The organism is Rhizobium mongolense USDA 1844 (assembly GCF_000419765.1).
In the GTDB taxonomy this organism is placed as follows: Bacteria; Pseudomonadota; Alphaproteobacteria; order Rhizobiales; family Rhizobiaceae; genus Rhizobium; species Rhizobium mongolense.
In genome coordinates this window covers 1-17,684 of record NZ_ATTQ01000049.1, presented here as the reverse complement: position 1 = coordinate 17,684, position 17,684 = coordinate 1, and the positions used below count along the sequence as shown (strand labels likewise).

Genomic DNA, 17,684 nt, shown 5'->3' with positions numbered 1-17,684 from the left:
TCGGGAATGATGATGCCGCCTTTGGTCTTTTCTTCGGATTCAACGCGGCGAACGACGACGCGGTCGTGAAGGGGGCGGAAATTGGTGCTTGCCATTGTCTAATCCCTCGATCAACTGACAGTGCGGATCTTTGAGCGATCCGGTGAATGGTTGTTATAGGTCATGAAATCTGCCGCCGAACGGGCGGGATTTCCCCTGCGAACCGTCATCCTTTCCGGCTCTCGAGCGGCGGTCCGACGATCATCACGGCGGGATCGGCGGAGAGAAGCCGTCTCGCGGCCGACCGAACGTCCTCAACGGTTACGGCCTGGATTAACTGTTTTTGCCGCTCGATATAGTCGATGCCCTGATCTTGCATCTGGATTGCGATCAGAGTGTCTGCGATCGCGCGGGATGAATTGAGATTGTCGATCGCATACCCGCCGATGACATTTTTCTTCGCCGCTTCGAGCTCCTCCTCGCCGATGCCCTCCTCCGCCATCCGGCTCACCTCGGCGAGAATGAGGGAGAGCGTCTCTGCGGCGCGATCCGGGCGGGTCCTCGTGGCGATAACGAGTGCCGAGGCATGATCGTTGTTCTCGAGGCGAGATCCGATGCCGTAAGCGAGCCCTCGCTTCTCGCGCACTTCGGTCCAGAGCCCTCCACCGAGGATGTGGTTCATCATATAGGCTGCGAAGAATTGCGGGTCTTTGCGGCTGATCCCCGGATAGGCCAAGCGCAGCCGATCCTGAGGTAAGTCATACTGGATTCGAATTTCCTGCCCCAGCTTCGGCGCGGTTTTCGCGACCGGCACAAGGGAGGGTTCCGCAGGCAAGCCGCTGAATATCTGATCCAGATCGCGCTTGAGCGCGCCGGCGTCGATTGCGCCCGCTACGGCGATGGCAAGGTTGCCGCGCGTGAAAAGTCGCGTATGAAGCGCCTTCAGATCGGAGGCCGTGATGGCGGCGAGGGATTGCTCGGTGCCCTCATACGGCCGGGAATACGGATGATCTCCATAGATCGCCTTCATCCATGCGATCTGTGCGGCCGTCTCCGGATCCTTCTCTTTTGCCGTGATGCCGGAGACGATCTGGGCACGAACGCGATCCATGGCCGCCTGGTCGAAGCGCGGCTGCTCGATGGCCAGCCGGAGAAGAGCGAACGCATCATCCTTCTGATTGGCAAGCACTCGCATGAATCCGTAGACCGCATCGCGCCTCGCGTCGAACCGCATCTCGGCGCCGGCATCGTCCAGCCGTTGCTGAAAGGCGTTGCTTTCAAGGTCGCCAGCCCCTTCGTCAAACAACCCACTCATGAGATTGGTAACGCCTTCCTTATCGGAAGGATCCTGCGTGCTGCCTCCCCGGAACGCGAAACTAATGGTGATGATCGGTACCGCATAATCTTCAACCAGCCAGGCTTTGATCCCGCTCGATGTCTTGACCTCCTGGATGGCGGTGGCCGCCCGAGCCGGCATCGCCGCGGCAAGGCTCAGCAATAGGAGCACAATCAGCAGTCGCTTGACCGCCTCGCACGGCAGTCCATTTAACCTCGTCATCGCCTATCTCCTGAGGATGCGTTTTCCCGCGGCAGCAGATACCCCACCACCGATCGGTCCGGATTAAGATATTTCCTGGCAACCGCCTGAACCTCAGCCGCCGTTACCCCGCGGACCCTCTCCGGCCATTTCTGCACATCCTCCGCAGTACTGCCGGTGGCGAGCGCCACCCCGAAGATTTTGGCCATTTCCGCCTGGCTGTCGCGTGCGAAGATCATCGAGCGCACGAGGCGATTTTTGGCCTTCTCGAGTTCGACCTCCGTAACTCCGGCCCTGATGATTTTCCGAATTTCAGCCTCGATCGCGTCTTGCACCGCATCGATCTTCGCCTCGCCCCGCGGCGAGCCGTGAATTGTGAAGCTCGTCGCATCGAGTGACATTCCCTCAAAATAGGCGCTGGCAGAAGAGGCTATTCCCCGTTTCACCACTAATTCCTGGTAGAAGCGGCTGCGCGTTCCTCCGCCGAGTATTTCCGACAGAAGATCCAGGGATTCGGCTTCGCCCGGCTCGGCCGTTCTGTAGGAAGGCACCACCCAGGCCTCCTGGAAGCTCGGCATGGTCACGCGCGGGTCGGTGAGCACGACCGTCCGTTTGGTGTTCTGCTCCGGCTCCTGCGGCCGCACCCGAGGCGGCAGCTCCCGACCGCGCGGTACACGCCCGTAGGTCTCCTCCGCCATGTTGCCCACCCTGGCGACGTCCACGTCGCCCGCTATTACCAGTATGGCGTTGTTTGGGGCGTAGTATCGATCGTAGAATGCCATGGCGTCCCCGCCATTGAGCCGTTCCATTTCGTGCATCCAGCCAATCACAGGGATACGATACGGATGGTTCTGATAGAGCGTCGCCTGCATCTCTTCGTCGAGAAGCGCCTCGGGACTTTCTTCGATCCTCGAGCGCCGCTCCTCGAGAATAACATCGCGCTCCGGCACGATCACCGCGTCTGAGAGTATGAGATGGCGCATGCGGTCAGCTTCAAATTCCATCATCGTCAAGAGTGAGTCCGGCGTTACCGTCTGGAAATAGGCAGTGTAGTCGGACGAAGTGAAAGCGTTCTCTTGGCCGCCGAGCTCAGCGACCTTCGCGCTAAACTCGCCGGCCGGGTGCTCGTTCGTGCCCTTAAACATCAGATGCTCCAAGAAATGAGCGATGCCGGACTTGCCGGGTACCTCATCGGCATTGCCGACCTTGTACCAGACCATTTGCGTGACGATCGGCACCCGGTGATCGGGTATGACGACCACCTCCATGCCGTTGCTCAGCACAAAATTTCCGATCTCGGATTCGCCTCGCGAAGCTTCGACAGCCGCCGCTTCCCAGGTCATCAGAGGGTGCAGCGCGACCATGCTCAGGGCAAATGCACGAGTACGCGAAACTATTCCAGCATGGGTCATCGGCCGACGCCCTCACGCAGGTGCTGTGACAGTGCGCCCTTTGCGGACATCCAGGAACTCGTCGGGTTGGAGCGAATGTAGAGTTGGCGTTCGCGCGAAGGCAAGCGCAGCAAAAGCGCCTGTGCAGCCTCGGCTCGACTATTCCTTGGCGAGTACGGCCTCTTCGTTCTTCTGCATCTGGAATGTCCTTCTGTAGGATGACCGGATGCAGGCACCGGTAGAATGAGCTTTGCTGACATTTTGACATCTCCACGCGATTATCGTTGGTCCCTGACGCATCTGCGAACGACTCATCGCAATGTGCGTGCCAAAGCAAAAACTCTTTTTGATACAACGTAATCAATCGAACCGACTATGCCGCATGTCCGACATTGTCGTACATCGGACAATGCGAAGCGACATAGACGGGAACGTAAATGTCACCTTGGTTGAAGATATTTCTTCACCCGTTCGCCAGCGATCCCGTCGTGGAACTTGGGAAGATGACCCTCGCGACCTTCGGGTGTGAACGGAGGAATTCCGCCACTCTGATGGCGTTCTCGTTGTGCTGGCGTAACCGCAACGGCAGGGTTTCTAACCCCTGAATGAACTAGAAAGCATTCTGTGGGCTGATTGCGGCATTTATGTCGCGTAGAAGAACTGCGCGGATGCGTAGGATGTACGGATGAAAACCAATCATTGATACGCCTTCATATCCCGAAGGCTGGCTCCGGCGGAAGGGGCGGTCCATGCCATCATTGCTGGCGCGACTTCCACAATATCGGGACCTCGAATAAAGCCGAGATCGCAGGTGAGGCTCTCGACCGTATCGGTGCACTTTACGACATCGAGCGCGACATTGCCGGTCAATCTGCGGATATCCGCCTTGCCGGGCAACGATGTCCAGCGGAAGCTTCGTCGTCCTGTAACCCCCACATGCCGAGTTTGGTGACAATCGCGCCAAGCACTATCGACGACGCACGTGCGGAGCCGGAAAATCCAGAACGCTGCTGGTATAGCTTTCGATCAATGCGCTGAAAGGCGTTCCGTCCCTCAGTTTCAGCACAGCGTGATGTTCGAGAAGGAACGGCGGCACGGCAAGAGGCGCCATCGCCGACGCCGGCAGTTCGGCCCCCATTTCCCAACCTTTCGGCAGAGGTGACCAAAGTAATTCGGCCGATAAGTTTGTGCGGGTGAATTTGAGTGATTGAACGGCTCGACCAAACGATATGTCGGTCGTATTCAGCGCATTGTTCATATCAGCCGTCAGTCTTGCCGGCACGTACCAATTGTCAGCCTCTGAGAGGATGCGGTTACCGCATGCCAAGTGAACGCGTCGATAGGAGACTGGCTCATCTGGTCCGACGGCCAACAGTTCGCGGATAAGAGCATCTGCGGGTTTGTCCTGCCCGCGGACACGGTGCGCCACAATCTTGGAGCCTCCCGGCGCCAGCTTGTGCAAAGCACACCAACTGTCGAGTGTCAACGTCGCGCTGGCATTGCTGAGGAGCTGGGCATTCAGCGTCTGGAGGACTGCGAGGGCTTGTACTCGTGACGTTGGCGTGTCGGGCCATTGTGACGGGGTGGACAAGTCTTGCGCCAACGGAGCCTGCGTGCCGAGCACAATAGCGGCAGCGCCGATAAATGTGACTGTACGGATAAATGTCCAAGGATAGAAAGCCATGAAAGATGAAATCCTTTGTGTTGCGAGTTTCAGTCTGTCGGACCGCAGCTCCCATTTTCTGAGACCTTTGCTGGCTAGGTCAACACCGTAGATGGAAGGGCCTTCGCCGACGGCATAATCAATCTGCATACCGTCATGTCTCCTACGCATTGGAATGGGGGATTGCCACCCGCTATGCTGTAGCATGGGCTCAACCGCACACGATCTGGATCAGTAATGGCGGCAATTGCGTCCTTCCGGATCTTGGTCGGCTCCTCCAGAACCTAATCCAGGCAGATGATCTTATAGCCATCCATGGGCATTCAAGGGTTTCATAGCATGGGCCAGAAACAGCAATCACATAAGCCAGCTGGCAACTCGCATCTGCAGTTGGCTACGGTCGATGGCGAGCGTCTTCCGAGTTTGCAATTGGCCTCCGCCCACGTCGGAAGGTATATGCCGACGAAAGATTCATTTTTTCAACGATTGCTCCTGTATTTTGCTTATGGCTGCGAGCTTATTTATCCTGTCCAGCAGTATGAACGTCTAGCAATGCATGAGGACAAAGAGCGATTGGCCGGTGAGACATCGCGTTAACTCCTTGCTGAGAGATTCGAGCCGACGTCAAACGTAGGCCATTCCCTCACCTGAAGTCCCCTATCCCTCTTTGATCGCCTCAAAGATGAAATAGGGATCGCGATCAGGCGCCTGCGGCTGGCGCAACTTGGCGGCCGCCCAGCCGAAATGCAGCTCCTCGGCCACCTTGACGAAGTAGGCGAGCTGGCCTAGTTCCAATTTGCGGTGTCGGTGCGCAGCAGCGCGATCTTCGAGTTGATTCCATCGGCTGCAACGCAGCACCCGGTTAGACATGGTGGCTTTCACACTGGCAGCATCGAAACATTCGAACTTCCGCGCATGAGCCGAACGTTTGATGGTGATCGCCTGGTCTCAAAATTCACCAATGTTTATGACTGCGGCTCCGAACACAGCTCGGCTTTCAATAGCGAGCTTGCGCTCTACCGCGCCGCAAGTAGCGGTGTCACCGCGCAAAATCGGCAGGCGCGTACTCGCCGTACACAACGCGGCGACCGTCTCGAAGCATCGTATCTACATGATCCTGTGAGACGTATCGAACATTGCCTGCACGAGTAGATGCAGCGCTATTGGCGGTGATTAGTCTTTTGATTTCAGCGACGACGCTTGTTATTCTATGGTATGCTTGAGATAGAGTTTCACCAAGCACTGTTACGCCGTGATGGGGCATAATAAAGCAGTTTGTATCGTGAATGAACGATGGAATTGTGTCAGGAACAATCTCCACATTTTCGTCGGGAGCTAAAATGTGTATGGGCTTTTCAAGTACGAGAGGTGTGTCCTCAGATATGAACGATAGTTGCGTCGCACCCTCTGCGGAAAAGTATCCAATAACCTCGTTCACATGTAGGTGAATAACAGCGTTGATATCCTTACGCTCCATTAAGACAATTCGGTTTAACTGATGCCCTAAGCTCGGTGGAACACTGCCATGCAGTAGCTTGCCGTCCTTGATGTTGGTGACGATCACATTATCGGCGATCATTTCCTCCAGCGACACGCCCCGGTGTTTTGTGTAAGCGACACCGTGCGGGTCGTGCGCCACCGAGCGCGCTCGAAGCGATGTTGCCGAGCGTGTTGGAGATAAATCCCTGTCGGACGCAAAGTTCTGCGTATTTCAGGATAGAGTTGATGATCTGCGCATCTAGCTCGTTAAATGAACTACCTGTACGCTCCGATGAACAGGTCATTGGCACCTCGCAATTGTTACATTTACGTTTCAATCATTACTGCTAGGAAAAGCCATCAATCGAGATGGCTTTTCCTAGCCCAAGACCTTGCTCCGAAAACACAAGGCCAGAACCTATGACGACCTTTGGAAGGCCGTCGGCAAGGTCTGCCAGCTGTTCTCACAGCAAGAATGCTGGAACTATTTCAGGAAAGCGGGATGCGTTGCTTATTAATCGCCTGACGCTCTAACCTGACATCACCTCGAAGACGTCCTTGACCGATTTGGAAATATCGGTCACCGCCTTGATAGTGAGCGCCCAAAAATCCTTGGCCTGCTCGACTCCCATTTCGACGCGCTTGCCTAGGAATGTGGTCTGCAATGACCTCGGACAGCGACTTCGCACCGGCCTGAGCCTCGAAATGCGAGAAATCGCCTTCCACATTGGCGCGCAGCGCGGCGATCGTCGTCAGCGACAGCTCATTGCCGACCGACCCGGCGGTTTCGAAGGTCGGCTTGAGCACTATCTGGGTCTCTTCGGCGCCGAACTGGAATTTGGCAAGCGCTTCTTTCGATTGTTCGACCCCCTTTTCGGCGACCGCGCGGAACTGATCGGCGGCCTTGCTGGGGTCGATTGCCTGGAATTCCACGGTCTCAGCGGGTTGGTTGGGCTGGTTTGTCGGCTTGGACATTTCCGGAATCCTTCTGGTACGTTGTGTGTTGGCACGAATGCCATGCATATACCGAGCCAAACGAGAAATCGTTTCGGAACAATACGATCGCTCGAACACAACTGTGTCGCATGTCCGACATCATCCAATCACGCTGTAAAATGCGCAAATGTCGCATCCGGCCTTGATCACCGCGTCGACGAATGCCGGAAACTCGCTCGCGTGCACCACTTGTTTGCCGTCACGAACCTTTCCTCCCGTTGGCCGGGCGACAGCAGAAGGGAGGAGGGCGCGGCGGGCGCCGCGCTGTTGCTGTAGTTCTCCGCCGGCTGATGTCAGGTTAACTCGTGGTCAGTTCGGCTCTGCTATTTGCGGGGCATGAACCACTCGCCAGTTAGCTATAAACGTCATCGCTTTCCACCTCAGATCATCGCCCATGACGTTTGGCTATACTATCGGTTTCCCTTGAGCTTACGCCTGGTCAAGGAGATGCTTTTGGAACGCGGGATCGTGGTCTCATACGAGACCATCCGGTGTTGGGCGAAGAAATTCGGTCCAGCATATGCACGCCACTTACGACGTAAACCGCCCAGCCAAAATGATATCTGGCATCTCGATGAGGTCGTCATCACCATCGGCCGCAGGAAATACTGGCTGTGGCGGGCGGTCGACCAGGACGGTTATGTCCTCGATAAAATCGTCCAGACCCGGCGCAAACACCAAGACGGCAAAGCGATTGCTGACACGGCTGCTCAAGAAACAGGGCCTGGCACTGAAGCGCATGATCACCGACAAGCTCGGCTCTTATGCTGCGGCCAGACGACAGATCATGCCAACCGTCGAACATCGATCGCACAAAGGACTGAATAACTGGGCGGAAATTCCCATCTGCCAATACGGAAACGAGAGCGGACAATGCAGGGGTTCCGATCCCCGGGAAACCTTCAACGCTTCATTTCAGTCTTCTCCGCAATTCGCAACCTCTTCGTTCCTCCTCAGTCACAGCTTTTTCTCTCCACCTTCATCGCCTGAGAGCAATGGCGCATTGGAAAGCCATGACCGGTACGCTCGCCTGAACCTGTCAGCCAAGGCAGGACCAACTTCAAACGCGTTAACCTGACATCACCGCCGTTGAGCGCGGCCCGAGCGGTCCCTTCTCCCAAGAATGGCTTGAGAGAATTCATGAGCCGCAGCTTGGGAAACAGAGGCTGCTGTTTCGCGAGACGGCGCATCTTTAGAAAATTCTGTCTATAGATTTAGTCAATTATTCTATTCCATAGCTGTGTCGGCTTTCAGCGACGAGACTTTCAACGCCAAGCGAATGTCGCGTTGGCGGATGCAACTTGCTGTCTTCTTCAAGACCAACCAGGAGAATCCCATGAGCAATCCTGTCCTTGTCAATCAGATCATCCCTGAGACAGACGTTGTGCCGCTGACCGGCCGCGTCGGCGCCGAAATCAGAGGCATCCGCCTCGGTGGTGATTTATCGGACGCGACCATAGCCTCGATCAACCAGCTTCTTCTGAAGCACAAAGTCATCTTCTTCCGCGGACAGGAGCATCTCGACGATGCGGAACAGGAATTGTTCGCGCGCCGTCTGGGTGAGCTTGTTCCTCATCCCACACAGGGTCCGATTGCCGGCACGGCTTCGATCCTCAATCTCGATTCCAGTCGGGGCGGCGGCAGGGCAGACCAGTGGCACACCGATGTTACCTTCATTGATGCCTATCCAAAATTCTCGGTTCTGCGCGGCGTCGTCATTCCGGTAGCAGGAGGCGATACGATCTGGTCCAACACCCACTCCGCGTATGAGAGCCTGCCGGCACCATTGAAGCTCTTGGCCGACAATCTTTGGGCGATCCACAGCAATGCTTACGACTACGCGGCCGTGCGCCCGCGCGCCACCGCTGAGGAGAAGAAGCACTTCGAGGAAGTCTTCACCTCGACGATCTACGAAACCGAGCATCCGGTCGTGCGCGTCCATCCGGAAACCGGAGAACGAACCCTGCTGCTCGGCAATTTCGTCCAGCGCCTCGTCGGCCTGTCGAAAAGCGATTCCGTAAAGCTTTACGAGGTGTTCCAGTCTTACGTCACGGCCCCGGAAAACACCGTGCGCTGGCGCTGGCAGGCTGCCGATGTCGCCATCTGGGACAACCGTGCCACCCAGCATTATGCGGTCAACGACTATGGCGACCAGCACCGGGTCGTGCGTCGCGCCACCGTTGACGGTGATGTTCCGGTCAGTGTCGATGGCCGCCGCAGCGTAACTCATGTGAAGACGTCCAAACCGGCGGCGAAGGCAGCCTGAGCGGCGCCGAAACAGGGGAAAAGATCATGAAACTTCGTATCGCTGCGGCGCTTGCCGCGATTCTTGCCTCGCTCGGCTCAGTATCAGCCGAGGAATTGACCATCCGCTTCGGCAATCCCGGTGTTGGCCTTGACAATAAGCAATATTCGTATGGTGACGCGACTTCCTATGCGCGGGCCCGGGAACTCATCGAGAAGGAATTCGCATCCGACAAGGACATAAAGATCGAGTGGACCTTCTTTCGCGGCGCCGGTCCTGCGCTCAACGAATCCGTTGCGGCGAAACAGCTCGATTTCTTCCTGCTCGGCGACCTGCCGGCAATCGTCGGCCGTTCGCGCGGGCTTGAGCACAAGTTCCTATTCGCCACCAGCCGGCATGAGCCAATCTATCTTGCCGTGCCACCCAACAGCGATATCAAGTCCATCGACGACGTGAGGCGCAAGAAGGTCGCGCTTTTCAAGGGGACCAATCTGCAACTCGCAACGGATCGCGTCTTATCGGTCCATGGTCTCACGGAGAAGGACGTCCGCTTCATCAACCTCGACACCAACGCTGCGGTACCGGCACTCACCTCCGGCAATGTCGATGCCGTGTTTGGCGGTCCGGAGTATCTGGCGCTGGCAAAGAAGGGGATTGTCAAGATCGTCTACACCACCAAGGGCGACGATCCGACACTCGGCCGCCACACGTCCTATCTCGTCACGACTGCCTTCGAACAGGCCCATCCTGATGTGACGCAGCGGGTGGTAACCACGTTCATCAAAGCAGTGGCCTTCGCCTCCGATCCGGCCAACAAGGATGAGGTGTTCGACGGCTGGGCTCTTTCGGGCTTCCCTAAGGATGCATTCGAAGCGGATATTGAGGGCGATACACTCGCAAACCGCCTCAACCCGCTAATCGATGAGTTCATCATCGCCCGCTACAAGGACCAAGTTGCGCGGGCAAGTGCCTACGGGTTGATCAAGGGCGACGTCGACGTTGATAGCTGGCTGGAGCCGAAATACCTACAGCAGGCGCTCAAGGAGCTGAAGCTGGAGAACCATTGGTCAAGCTACGACGCCCAGGGTGAAATCGCCAAGCTCGGCGATCTCAACAAGAAGCAGACAAACTGAAATGTCGCAGGACCGCCCGCGCCACTGGCGCGGGCGGTCCTTGGCCAATGAGGACGATAGATGACCTTGACCACTTCGGCCAATCGGCCCGTAGAGCAAAGACTGACTAATCCATCGGGGGTGTTAGCCGACGTGGCTTACGCGATGACGTTGCCGCTTGTCCTGCTGTTGGCGTGGGAATTTTCCGCGCGCCTCGGCTGGCTTCCGGAGCAGATCCTGCCGGCTCCCAAGGTGGTTTGGGCAACGATCGTCGAGTTGTGGCGTGACGGGTCGCTCATCGACCACACGTTCGTGAGCCTGCGGCGGGTTGCCGTCGGTTTTACGATCGGAGCGCTTTCGGGTCTACTTGCCGGAGCCCTCCTCGGCCTCCTGCCCGGGATTAGAGCATTCGTTTGGCCAATCTTCACCGCCGTTGCACAGGTCAACACGCTGGCTTGGGTGCCTTTGCTCGTGTTGTTCGTCGGCATCGACGAGGAGCTCAAATATGTCTGCATCGCGTGGTCGACGGCGATACCTGTGATCTTGGCAACCACACGCGGCATCGCCGATGTCTCTCCGAACCTTGTGGAACTGGGCCGCGTCTTCGACTTCACACCAGTGCAGCGGATCTCTGCAATTGTCCTTCCGGCTGCTCTGCCATCGCTGTTCACCGGCCTTCGCGAAGGATTGGCCGCCGCTTGGCAGAGCCTGGTGATCGTCGAGTTGTTCGCGTCTTTCGAAGGGCTCGGCTATCTGATGACTTGGGGCCGCCAGCTCTTCCAGATGGAACTCGTCATTGCTGCCATGCTCGTCATCGCCGTGATCGGTCTGTCGCTGAACGCCATCCTCGAATACATGGAAGGCTTCGTCCAGCCGTGGAAGACGGAGGCACTCCATGGCCGCTGACACGTTGCGCCGGACACCGCTTCAAGGCGCGGCAGGTGTTTGGCGCCCCTTTGCAGCTTTCGCCGTTGTCTTCTTGTTTTGGCTGGCGACCATCCGGTTCGGCTGGGTCGATCCTCGCTTCCTCCCCTGGCCTGAAGCAGTGGCCGCGCGGGCCAGAGCGGAGTTCACCACCGGCACGCTTGCCTTCGATATTAGCGAAAGCTTAAGGCGGAACCTCACCGGCTTTGCGATCGGCGCATCTGCCGGCCTCTTGCTCGGCCTGACGCTCGGCTTCTCACGCACGGTGGAAAGGATCGTCGGCCCAACCTTGCTGGCTTTTCGCCAGATTGCGCTTTTCGCCTGGGTGCCGCTCTTGTCCGTATGGTTCGGGGGCGCGGATGCGGGAAAGATTGCCTTCATCGCCGTCGCCGGATTCCAACCGGTTGTCATTAACACCTGGCAGGGCGTGAGGGGATTGCCCCTGGGCTATCGGGAGCTGTCTGACGTCCTAATTTTCAGTCGGCTCGACTTTGTCCGCCTTATTGCCCTGCCTGCCGCCCTTCCGGCCATATTCACTGGCCTGCACGCCGGTCTGATCTACGCTTGGCTTGCGACGCTCGGCTCCGAACTGTTTCTCAATGTGACGCCCGGAATCGGCGGCCGGTTGAATGAGGCGAGCCAGCTTTTCGAGATGGATCTGCTTTTTCTCGGCATCCTCATCCTGGCCCTGATCGGCCTCTTCTACAACAGTTCGGCCCATTGGCTGGAAACATGGTTACTCAGGAGAAGAACGAGATGAACCAGATACCTCAAGCACCCGCTTTTCGGGTCAAGGTCGCACCTGCTCTTGAAATCCGTGGGCTCGACAAAAGCTTCGCCGTTGCCGGGAGAGACGTCAACGTGCTGGCTGATGTCCACCTTTCGATCGAGCATGGTGAATTCGTCACCATTGTCGGGGCATCGGGCTGCGGGAAGTCCACGCTGCTGCGGCTTATTCTTGGTCTAGATCTTGACTACAGCGGTGATATTTTTGTCGACGGCACACGCGTCCATCGGCCAGGTCTCGATCGCTCTATCGTTTTTCAGGATCACAGGCTATTGCCTTGGCTGACGGTCGAAGAGAATGTCGCAACCGCGCTTCGACGCAGCCCCCTGTCGCGGAGCGAAAAGAACGAGACGGTGCGCCAGCATCTCGAGCTAGTCGGTCTGACGCAATTTGCCAAGGCCTACCCTGCGCAGCTATCGGGCGGAATGGCGCAACGCGTTGCCATCGCGCGCGCGCTCGTCAACCGCCCGCGTTTCTTGCTCCTTGACGAGCCGCTTGGCGCGCTAGATGCATTGACCCGCCTCAGGCTGCAGGATGAACTCAAACGCATCGTTCAACATGAGGGCACGACGGCGCTGCTGGTCACTCATGATGTCGACGAGGCGGTTCATCTCGGACATCGGATCGTAGTCATGCAGCCCCATCCGGGCCGCATCGCCACCGTCCTATCTATTCCCGAGCGGGCGCGGTTAGACCGCTCAAGCCCGGAGTTCATCCTTCTACGGGACGAAGTTCTCGGACTTTTGGGGGTCGAGACCCAGACAAAGCAAAGGGCCATTGTCGAAACGCGCGATGAACAAGCGACGTGAGGCAAATGGCAAACATCCCTCTTGGTTGTCGGGGCTCGCAACCAACGATTCCTGCGATTGGCCGAGCACGAAATTCCAAAATGTGCAGCTAAGCGCATCCGAGCTCTTTGATGGAAAACGTCAAAATCTACGGGCCCATATCTTTTGAATACTTGCCGACTGCGGGTCGACCGTTTTGGTTCAGCACGCAGTCGGCGTGTCGGGGCTATGATCGATCCTGGGATTAGGGGTCGTCAGCGCGGCGGTCGACCCTCGACCGACGGCGCGCTTAAGCCTCATCCTCCGATATCAACCGATGGACTCGTAAGTCGGCACCTTTTATGTTACGTTATATCATTAATAGGATTTTCGCTATGAAGAAGCTCCCTGTCACCGTCCTCTCCGGCTTCCTCGGAGCCGGCAAGACGACCTTGCTCAACCACATCCTCACCAACCGCGACGGCATGCGCGTTGCCCTGATCGTCAACGACATGAGCGAGGTCAATATCGACGCCGCACTGGTCCGCGATGGCGGTGCAAACCTGTCGCGAACGCAGGAGCAACTGGTTGAAATGACCAATGGCTGCATCTGTTGCACGCTGCGTGACGATCTGCTGCAGGAGGTGCGGGCCTTGGCCCAACAGGATCGCTTCGACTACCTGCTGATCGAATCCACGGGCATCGCCGAGCCACTCCCGGTGGCTGCGACCTTCGACTTCCGCGATGAGAATGGTCAAAGCCTTGCGGATGTCTCGCGGCTTGACACGATGGTAACGGTCGTCGATGCCGCCAACCTTTTGCAAGATTATAGTTCCTCGGACTTCCTGGCGGATCGTGGTGAGACGGCCGGAGAAGGAGATAGCCGCACACTGGTCGATCTGCTGGTTGAACAGATCGAATTCGCCGATGTGGTGATCCTCAACAAGATCAGCACCGCGACGCCGGAACAGCGCGATGCCGCACGCAAGATCATCGTCGGCCTGAACCCGGACGCCAGGCTCATCGAGGCCGATTTTGGCAAGGTCGATCTGAAGGAGGTCCTGGGTACCGGTCGCTTCGACTTCGCCAGGGCTGAGGCGCACCCGCTTTGGTACAAGGAACTGCACGGCTTTAAGGACCATATTCCGGAGACCGAGGAATATGGTATCCGCTCCTTCGTCTACCGCGCCAAGAAGCCATTCGATCCGATGAAATTCCAGGCCTTCATCGACAAGTCCTGGCCGGGCGTCGTGCGCGCCAAGGGCTTCTTCTGGCTGGCGACCCGCCCGCATCATGTCGGCGAGATCAGCCAGGCAGGCGCGCTTGTCAAAACCGGCAAGATGGGGCTGTGGTGGACCTCCGTGCCGCGCGAACAATGGCCGCAGGACCCAGGTTTTCTCAACATGATGAAACCCTATCTCGATCCAGTCTGGGGTGACCGTCGGCAGGAGATCGTCTTCATCGGCGCCGGTCCGATGGATGAGGAGAAGATTCGCGCCCAACTCGACGCCTGCCTGATCGACAGCCCGGTCTTTGTGCCCGAACTCTGGCGCAACCTGCCGGATCCCTTCGCCAGTTGGGACCGTAAGGCTGCTTGAGAGCCGCCGACCGGCAGATTGACAGGTGTCGGGCCCTGACCGTTGGGCCTGGAGGCTCGACCGGCCGAGCTTCCGCAGTAGGGTTCTCCAACGTCCGCTTCGCTTCTATCGGACAGGCGCAGATCAGGGGGCTCGGCTTCAGCCCCTCGCGATACCAACCAAGGTGGCTTATCGACCCTCGTGGCGGGTATTGCGCACATCCATGAGTGCGGTAACGAATGCCCGGACAAGGCTCGCCTTCTGCATATCCGGCCGAAACAACAGATAACTCTTGAAATAGACAGAGGGCTCGAAAGGCCGAAAATCAGGCCGCGCTGGGCGAAGCCATCGACAGCGAGTGGATTGACGATCGCAACGCTCATTCTATGTTTGCACAATCAGTCCCAGTGATGAAGCTTCCACCCGGGGTTAGGCCGACAGCGTCGATCCTGTCGACAGGCTCGACGAACTGCTCGGATTGGCCGCTCGAGATCCGGCAGGTCCCCGAGTCTATGTTGCAATCTGCGCTGCACGGTTGCCGAATCCAAAACGCTCTTTCATCTCGGGTGTGCGGATCCATGGATCGCCGGCGATCTTGACGATCATCTCCTCGAAGACGCACACAAAGGCGTCCCTGGTGGCTGCCTCAGAGAGACTTTCCGCCTGGTCAAGAGGAAGCAGCGGCTTCATGTCGATCAGGAGACGCGGATTTGCCAGCTTGGCGAACATCCGCTCCTCGGCTTGAGCGCGCGATATCGATTGACCAGCAAGGTCGAGATATTGGCTGAACAACTCGGCGACCCGATCGACATTCAGGCCGTCGAAAGCACCCAGAGCGTGGGAAAGATCGTAGAGGTCTCGGCCCTTGTCGCGTTGCAGAAGCGCACGCAGCTTCGTCGCCAGCATCTCTTCGCGCGAAAAGGTCGGGATCGCGGCCTCGCCTGCGAACCACGGATTGTCGACCCGCAGCGCCATGGACTGCGGAGGATCGAAGGCCTTGATCTCGCGTGTGTTGATTTCGACCTTGAGCCGGATGGGCACACCGCTGCCGTCTTCAGCCTCGGCACGGAAACGAAATTTGGGAGCAACCGGGCTCTGGTCAAATTGAGCGCGGCCGAGCCAGGGCTCCAGAACGACGCGCAATTGATCGAGGATCGGTCCGATTGGACCCGAAGAGGTCCGGACGAGGTCCGGACGAGGTCTATATCTTCGGAGTAGCGGAGCGGCTTTGGGAAGTGGAGCTTGTTCAGCGCCGTGCCGCCGCGAAAACGAAGTTCGGCGCCCAGCATGTTATCGTTGAAAATGTCGATGAGCGCCCGGCTGATGATGAGGTCTTGTTCTATTTGCCGCTGATCGGCCCAGGGGACGACGCTGCCCCAGGCGATGATGTTTTGAGAAGGGATCATTCGTCGACCTCCGGCGTGCGGCGCACGATCACATGCCAGCGCTCGTCACGTTCTTGGGGTTCGGGCGTAAAATCGGGATCGCGTGCCTCCTGCCGGTCAAGCTCCGTCCAAGGCGCAGCGCCGCGGGCCGTCAGCGCTGCGTACATTGGGGCTGCCCGATCGGCCTGGCCCAGCCGATCCAGCAAGTGACCGAGACGCTGCACAACCGGCCGTTCGGCCGCATTGGAAAGCGCGGCAAGCTGGGGGGGCGAGATCTTCTCGGCGAGATCCATGAGGACCGTCGCGACGTTGTCGATGCCGCCCGCCGCCTGCGGGTAGCGCAAGAGGTCGAGTGCCGTTAGAGCGGGTGAGGATATTTTCATTCTACCTGTATCTGTCTTTCGGTCCTCAATACCCGCCTCCACGGCCGCGATGTCTTTGCGGTAATAGAAGACGATAAGGTTGCGGCCAGCTTTGATCTTGGGCATGCGTTTGCCGGTTATGATCTGGAATTCCATCACGGCCTGGTGCGTGGCGCCGTGGAGTTCGGCTGCTTTCAGCAACCCGACATAGTAGGGCTGCTGTTCGTGCCGCATCAGGGCGTCGATGTACCATGAGGGCGGCGGCGCACCCCAGGAGGCGAACTGCGGTGGCACGGCGACATAGAGGCCCTGGCGCGGCCTGATCAGCGCGTTGCGCCGTTGCAGGCGCTCGGCAGCATCAAGGAATGCGCCACGCCCCAGCCCAAGTGCCTGCTCGGCCTGCTTGCTCGTAAAGACCACCTGACCCGCAGATAACAGGCCGGCTATATGAGATGACAGGGCGGATCGCTGATCATGAACCATGCGCCATTATCCGCGTTTAGCGCGGATAATTCAACATGATTCGCAGAGATCAAACACATTATGATTGACTTTCCGTGCTAAGTGCGGCTTTTCCGACATGATTTATCAACCTCCCCCTCTCGAAGAGGCTGGTCGTCGTCCCTCGCGCACCGAGAGGAAATCGTTAACCGACCGCGCGTCGGCCTTATCTCAACCAGGTCGATACGGCTAACCGGTTCCTCTCGTTATTATTTTTGAGAAGGGCTGTTCAACGCTCGATAGACGAGCTCGACAGTGTGCGGTAACAGTGGGATTGAGGACTGGGGGCAAGGATGGGCGAGGCGAAGCGTTAAGAACGCGCAGATGATCGCCACCATCCGTGACGAGATGGGGCGCTGGGTAGGACCTTATACGTTCGCGGCGGCGGCAATTCGCCTCGTTCTGGCTGATCTCCTCGATCTTGCGGCGGATTGATGTGCTCATCGAGCCACAGCCATCAGATCGTTCATCCTGGGCGAGAGCTCGTCCTGACGGTTCTTCGACAATGCGCGTGATCCGGGCTTCATCGTCGCGCAAATCATGCGACGCGACATCGGTGCCGTCGGCAACGCTATCGAGCAGCCCCGGAGCAACGGCCCGACCGACGGGCAGATCACCCGCCGCAAGACCTCAAGCTCGCCATACGGCCGGGCCGGCGCTGAGCTCCTCAGGGCCAAAAAGCTGCCGGTCCACCACCTCGACACCACACAAATGGAGCAAGCCCCCCTTCTAACTGCCAGTGACAGCAGCTGCACTCGTTGTCGGCTATCCGACAATGTCGGACATGAGACACTGCGCTGTCGGCGTGATCGCGTCGTTTTGACGATTTTCTGGTTTGGCGCAGTAGTTGCTTGGCTAAAGAGAAGTAGCCTAGCACAACCAATAGGAGTTCCTCGATGAACAGCCTCGCCGAACAGGCAGTCGCCACCACGAGATCAATGCCAGCGAAGCTGCCCGCCAGTTGGCATGTGGCCAAGCC

Annotated in this window: 15 protein-coding genes and 3 pseudogenes; 7 read left to right on the top strand and 11 right to left on the bottom strand. The window is 57.9% G+C overall.

The annotated features are described in order from the left end of the window. The 9 genes and pseudogenes from A3C3_RS40560 to A3C3_RS42260 all read right to left on the bottom strand — a co-directional run. Positions 1-95, bottom strand: a pseudogene (locus A3C3_RS40560) (co-chaperone GroES); the annotation flags it as partial. A 110-nt stretch (positions 96-205) separates the two neighbouring features. After that, positions 206-1,537 carry a M16 family metallopeptidase gene (locus A3C3_RS0135595; RefSeq protein ID WP_022719255.1) on the bottom strand — a complete coding sequence of 444 codons (1,332 nt, stop codon included), beginning with the start codon at positions 1,535-1,537 and terminating at the stop codon, positions 206-208. After that, positions 1,534-2,928, bottom strand: a complete 1,395-nt coding sequence (locus tag A3C3_RS40555; RefSeq protein ID WP_033419998.1) for a M16 family metallopeptidase — start codon at positions 2,926-2,928, stop codon at positions 1,534-1,536. Before A3C3_RS40555 ends, A3C3_RS0135595 begins: the two co-directional genes overlap by 4 nt. 442 nt (positions 2,929-3,370) lie before the next feature. Then, positions 3,371-3,514, bottom strand: a complete 144-nt coding sequence (locus tag A3C3_RS47700; protein WP_267903781.1) for a PLP-dependent transferase — start codon at positions 3,512-3,514, stop codon at positions 3,371-3,373. 89 nt (positions 3,515-3,603) lie between these two features. Next, on the bottom strand, positions 3,604-3,777 hold the full coding sequence (locus tag A3C3_RS48990; protein ID WP_167521872.1) for a hypothetical protein: 174 nt from the start codon (positions 3,775-3,777) through the stop codon (positions 3,604-3,606). 97 nt (positions 3,778-3,874) lie between these two features. Beyond that, positions 3,875-4,591 carry a hypothetical protein gene (locus A3C3_RS0135580; RefSeq protein ID WP_028740282.1) on the bottom strand — a complete coding sequence of 239 codons (717 nt, stop codon included), beginning with the start codon at positions 4,589-4,591 and terminating at the stop codon, positions 3,875-3,877. Between the two features lie 636 nt (positions 4,592-5,227). Continuing rightward, entirely contained in the window at positions 5,228-5,452 is a 225-nt protein-coding gene (locus A3C3_RS0135570; RefSeq protein WP_145611527.1) for a hypothetical protein, read from the bottom strand. Between the two features lie 157 nt (positions 5,453-5,609). Next, positions 5,610-6,209, bottom strand: a complete 600-nt coding sequence (locus A3C3_RS0135565; RefSeq protein WP_084797140.1) for a class II aldolase/adducin family protein — start codon at positions 6,207-6,209, stop codon at positions 5,610-5,612. Positions 6,210-6,579: 370 nt separating this feature from the next. After that, positions 6,580-7,024: pseudogene (locus tag A3C3_RS42260) on the bottom strand (phasin family protein). Positions 7,025-7,381: 357 nt separating this feature from the next. On the opposite strand from A3C3_RS42260, the pseudogene A3C3_RS44660 reads away from it, so the two are divergent. The 7 genes and pseudogenes from A3C3_RS44660 (at position 7,382) to zigA (ending at position 14,478) form a co-directional block, all read left to right on the top strand. Beyond that, positions 7,382-8,079, top strand: a pseudogene (locus tag A3C3_RS44660) (IS6 family transposase). Between the two features lie 302 nt (positions 8,080-8,381). Continuing rightward, the gene (locus tag A3C3_RS0135550; protein ID WP_028740280.1) at positions 8,382-9,311 is read left to right on the top strand and encodes a TauD/TfdA dioxygenase family protein; all 930 of its coding nucleotides are present in this window, start codon (positions 8,382-8,384) and stop codon (positions 9,309-9,311) included. A gap of 26 nt (positions 9,312-9,337) precedes the next feature. Next, positions 9,338-10,423 carry an ABC transporter substrate-binding protein gene (locus A3C3_RS0135545; protein WP_022719246.1) on the top strand — a complete coding sequence of 362 codons (1,086 nt, stop codon included), beginning with the start codon at positions 9,338-9,340 and terminating at the stop codon, positions 10,421-10,423. A 60-nt stretch (positions 10,424-10,483) separates the two neighbouring features. Then, positions 10,484-11,308, top strand: a complete 825-nt coding sequence (locus A3C3_RS0135540; RefSeq protein ID WP_028740279.1) for an ABC transporter permease — start codon at positions 10,484-10,486, stop codon at positions 11,306-11,308. Continuing rightward, positions 11,298-12,086 (top strand): ABC transporter permease, encoded by a 789-nt coding sequence (locus A3C3_RS0135535; protein ID WP_022719244.1) that lies wholly within the window; start codon positions 11,298-11,300, stop codon positions 12,084-12,086. Before A3C3_RS0135540 ends, A3C3_RS0135535 begins: the two co-directional genes overlap by 11 nt. After that, positions 12,083-12,922, top strand: coding sequence for an ABC transporter ATP-binding protein (locus A3C3_RS40545; RefSeq protein ID WP_022719243.1), 840 nt, complete (start codon positions 12,083-12,085; stop codon positions 12,920-12,922). Before A3C3_RS0135535 ends, A3C3_RS40545 begins: the two co-directional genes overlap by 4 nt. Positions 12,923-13,275: 353 nt before the next feature. Beyond that, positions 13,276-14,478 carry a zinc metallochaperone GTPase ZigA gene (gene zigA / locus A3C3_RS0135525; protein WP_022719242.1) on the top strand — a complete coding sequence of 401 codons (1,203 nt, stop codon included), beginning with the start codon at positions 13,276-13,278 and terminating at the stop codon, positions 14,476-14,478. Positions 14,479-14,967: 489 nt separating this feature from the next. Here zigA and A3C3_RS42255 read toward each other — a convergent pair whose 3' ends face one another. Continuing rightward, a complete protein-coding gene (locus tag A3C3_RS42255) occupies positions 14,968-15,600 on the bottom strand; it encodes a nucleotidyl transferase AbiEii/AbiGii toxin family protein (RefSeq protein WP_233450513.1) in 633 nt (210 codons plus the stop codon). A gap of 259 nt (positions 15,601-15,859) precedes the next feature. Beyond that, positions 15,860-16,687 carry a type IV toxin-antitoxin system AbiEi family antitoxin domain-containing protein gene (locus A3C3_RS0135515; RefSeq protein ID WP_022719241.1) on the bottom strand — a complete coding sequence of 276 codons (828 nt, stop codon included), beginning with the start codon at positions 16,685-16,687 and terminating at the stop codon, positions 15,860-15,862. Between the last annotated feature and the right edge of the window lie 997 nt (positions 16,688-17,684).

Coding starts and splice junctions, on each gene's coding strand:
- A3C3_RS0135595 (WP_022719255.1), bottom strand. CDS start 1,537: ATGACGAGGTTAAATGGACTGCCGTGCGAGGCGGTCAAGCGACTGCTG.
- A3C3_RS40555 (WP_033419998.1), bottom strand. CDS start 2,928: ATGACCCATGCTGGAATAGTTTCGCGTACTCGTGCATTTGCCCTGAGC.
- A3C3_RS0135580 (WP_028740282.1), bottom strand. CDS start 4,591: ATGGCTTTCTATCCTTGGACATTTATCCGTACAGTCACATTTATCGGC.
- A3C3_RS0135550 (WP_028740280.1), top strand. CDS start 8,382: ATGAGCAATCCTGTCCTTGTCAATCAGATCATCCCTGAGACAGACGTT.
- A3C3_RS0135545 (WP_022719246.1), top strand. CDS start 9,338: ATGAAACTTCGTATCGCTGCGGCGCTTGCCGCGATTCTTGCCTCGCTC.
- A3C3_RS0135540 (WP_028740279.1), top strand. CDS start 10,484: ATGACCTTGACCACTTCGGCCAATCGGCCCGTAGAGCAAAGACTGACT.
- A3C3_RS0135535 (WP_022719244.1), top strand. CDS start 11,298: ATGGCCGCTGACACGTTGCGCCGGACACCGCTTCAAGGCGCGGCAGGT.
- A3C3_RS40545 (WP_022719243.1), top strand. CDS start 12,083: ATGAACCAGATACCTCAAGCACCCGCTTTTCGGGTCAAGGTCGCACCT.
- zigA (WP_022719242.1), top strand. CDS start 13,276: ATGAAGAAGCTCCCTGTCACCGTCCTCTCCGGCTTCCTCGGAGCCGGC.
- A3C3_RS0135515 (WP_022719241.1), bottom strand. CDS start 16,687: ATGGTTCATGATCAGCGATCCGCCCTGTCATCTCATATAGCCGGCCTG.